This window comes from Leisingera sp. F5, from assembly GCF_001593695.1.
Map to the genome: position 1 here is coordinate 1 of NZ_LUKH01000331.1, position 2,820 is coordinate 2,820.

Consider the following 2,820-nt stretch of genomic DNA (forward strand, 5'->3'; position numbering starts at 1 on the left):
GTGCAAGGCGGATTTCGCGGTGGGCTGCACCTATAAGTACCTCAATGGCGGCCCCGGTGCGCCGGCCTTTATCTATGTCTCGCCGCGCCACGCGGAAACCGCCCGCCCCGCCCTGTCGGGCTGGCTGGGGCATGAGGCGCCCTTTGCCTTTGACCTCGAATACCGGCCCGGCAGCGGCATCGACCGGATGCGCGTCGGCACCCCGCCGATCCTGCAGCTGACCGCGCTGGAGGCGGCGATGGATATCTGGGACATGGCGGACATGAACTCCGTGCGCGCCAAGTCGATCGCGCTGTGCGACCTATTCATCGCCGAGGTGGAAAAGACCTGCCCGCAGCTGGAGCTGGCCTCGCCGCGCGACCCTGCGTTCCGCGGCAGCCAAGTGTCCTTCAAGTTCGACGAGGGCTATGCGGCGATGCAGGCGCTGATTGCCCGCGGCGTGATCGGCGATTTCCGGGCCCCGGACATCATGCGGTTCGGCTTCACCCCGCTGTACATCGACGAAGGCGACGTGCGCGCCGCGGCCGAGATCATCGCCGATGTCATGACAAACGCCCTTTGGGACCGGCCGGAATACATGGTCCGCCACGCGGTCACCTGATGCGGTTGCGCCGCGCATACCTTCTGCCGCTCTGCCGCCCGGCGGGCTGGGTTGCGCTGTGGCGCCGCCTGGCCCAATGCGGCACCCTGAACCGGAGGACGCATTCCTTTCCCTGACATATACTGCATTTAGGAAAAGGAATGATCCGATGACCCAACCCTATGATCCCGCCGACGACGGCGCCCAGATGTCCTTCGACGGGCGCATGTCCTATGGCGATTACCTGTCGCTCGACATGCTGCTGAACGCGCAGAAGACATGGACCAACATCCATGACGAGATGCTGTTCATCATCCAGCACCAGACCTCCGAGCTGTGGATGCGTCTGGCCATTCATGAGCTGAGCGCCGCCCGCGAACGGCTGCTGGGCGGCCAGGCACGGCAGGCGTTCAAGATGCTGGCGCGGGTGGCGCGCATCTTTGAGCAGCTGAACTCCGCCTGGGACGTGCTGCGCACGATGACTCCCTCGGATTACACAGCGTTCCGGGATGAACTGGGCCAAAGCTCAGGCTTTCAATCGCACCAGTACCGGCAGATCGAATTCATGCTGGGCAACCGCAACAAGGCGATGCTGCGCCCGCACGCCCACCGCCCGGACATTCTGGCGCTGCTGGAGGCGGAACTGAAGCAGCCGTCGCTCTATGATGTGGCGCTGAAGGCGCTGGCGCAGAGCTTTGACCTGCCGGATGAAGTGCTGAACCGCGATGTGTCCGAGGCCTATCAGCCGCATGAAGCCGTGCAGGCCGCCTGGACAGAGGTCTACCGCGACACAGAGGCCCATTGGGAGCTGTACGAGCTGGCCGAAAAGCTGGTGGATTTCGAGGACTACTTCCGCCGCTGGCGCTTCAACCACGTGACCACGGTGGAGCGTGTCATCGGCTTCAAGCGCGGCACCGGCGGCACTGGCGGCGTCAGCTATCTGAAGCGGATGCTGGACGTGGAGCTGTTCCCGGAACTTTGGCATCTGCGCACAGAGCTTTGACGCGCGCGGGCCGGCCTATCCGGCCCGTATCACCGGGGCGTCAGCCCAGCGCCGGCTAGGGCTGCCAGCTGACGCACCCCGGCCTGATAGGTCTCATAGTCTGCGGCGGTCTGCTTGATCCCTTTCAAAGAGGCGCAGAGAGTGCGGGCAATCACTGCCGCGTCGCCGTTCAGCACAGCCCGGCCGGCACCGGCCTCTTGCTGCAGCCAGTCCGCATAGATCCGGCTCAGGGCGGCTTCGCCCTCCGCGATCACCTCACCCGCCACATTTTTGGTAACTTCGAACAGCTCCATCCCGTGCGGCGAACCCATCATCATTTGCACGCCCTCTCCGGCCTGTCCCTCAAAGGCCGCCAGCAGCCGGTCAGGCAGCGGCCCCGTCTCTGCCAGGGCGGCACGCACCCCGGCAGCCGCAGTGCCGTAGTAGGCGGCCACCAGCGCCCGGAAGATCGCGTCCTTGTTCTTGAAATGCAGATACAGCGCAGGCCGCGACATGCCCGCGCCCTTGGCGATGTCATCCATCGAGGTCTTGCGGAACCCATAGGTGGAGAACGCCATCCAGGCGGCCTCCAGGATTGCCTGCTGTTTCGGATCAATGCCTGCCATGTTCATGTTTCCGCTTCTGACATTGTTTGTAAAAAATGTCAATTGACAATATGACAAAAATAGTAAATTTTGTCATGAGCACAACAAGGGAGTCCCGCAATGCCAACAGACCTGCGCATCAATGGAAAATCCCATCAGGTAGACCTGCCTGATGATGTTCCCCTCCTCTGGGTTCTACGGGATGAGGTTGGCCTCACCGGCACCAAGTTCGGCTGCGGAGTGGCCGCCTGCGGCGCCTGCACCGTTCATATCGACGGCGAGGCTGTGCGCTCCTGTCAGGTGGCACTGTCGGATGTCTGGGGGGAGGTGACAACGATCGAGGGCCTCGGCACACCGGACGCCATGGCGGCGATTCAGCAGGCCTGGGTCGAGCATCAGGTGGCGCAATGCGGCTATTGCCAGTCCGGCCAGATCATGCAGGCGGCAAGCCTGCTGGCGGAAAACCCGGCACCTTCGGACGTGGAGATTGACGAGGCGATGCAGGGCAACCTGTGCCGCTGCGGCACCTACCCGCGCATCCGCGCCGCCATCCATGCCGCCGCCCAGAAGATGCAGGAGGCGTAACCAATGGCCAGCATTGCAAAAATCGCCCGCCGCACCTTCCTGATCGGCTCTGCCGCCATTGTGGGCGG

General features: G+C 63.7%; 4 protein-coding genes. 3 read left to right on the forward strand and 1 reads right to left on the reverse strand.

Going from position 1 to position 2,820, the window contains the following annotated elements; all coding sequences use genetic code 11:
* A partial coding sequence (locus tag A2I95_RS29750; RefSeq protein WP_291735674.1) for an aminotransferase class V-fold PLP-dependent enzyme occupies window positions 1-601 on the forward strand: 601 nt, incomplete at its 5' end.
* Between the two features lie 148 nt (window positions 602-749).
* Complete coding sequence (kynA, locus tag A2I95_RS29755) at window positions 750-1,583, forward strand: tryptophan 2,3-dioxygenase (RefSeq protein ID WP_291735676.1); 834 nt, start codon at window positions 750-752, stop codon at window positions 1,581-1,583.
* A gap of 29 nt (window positions 1,584-1,612) precedes the next feature.
* On the opposite strand, the gene A2I95_RS29760 is transcribed toward kynA, so the two are convergent.
* A complete protein-coding gene (locus tag A2I95_RS29760) occupies window positions 1,613-2,194 on the reverse strand; it encodes a TetR/AcrR family transcriptional regulator (RefSeq protein WP_291735678.1) in 582 nt (193 codons plus the stop codon).
* A gap of 93 nt (window positions 2,195-2,287) precedes the next feature.
* On the opposite strand from A2I95_RS29760, the gene A2I95_RS29765 reads away from it, so the two are divergent.
* Entirely contained in the window at window positions 2,288-2,752 is a 465-nt protein-coding gene (locus A2I95_RS29765; RefSeq protein WP_027258374.1) for a (2Fe-2S)-binding protein, read from the forward strand.
* The last annotated feature ends 68 nt before the right edge of the window (window positions 2,753-2,820 follow it).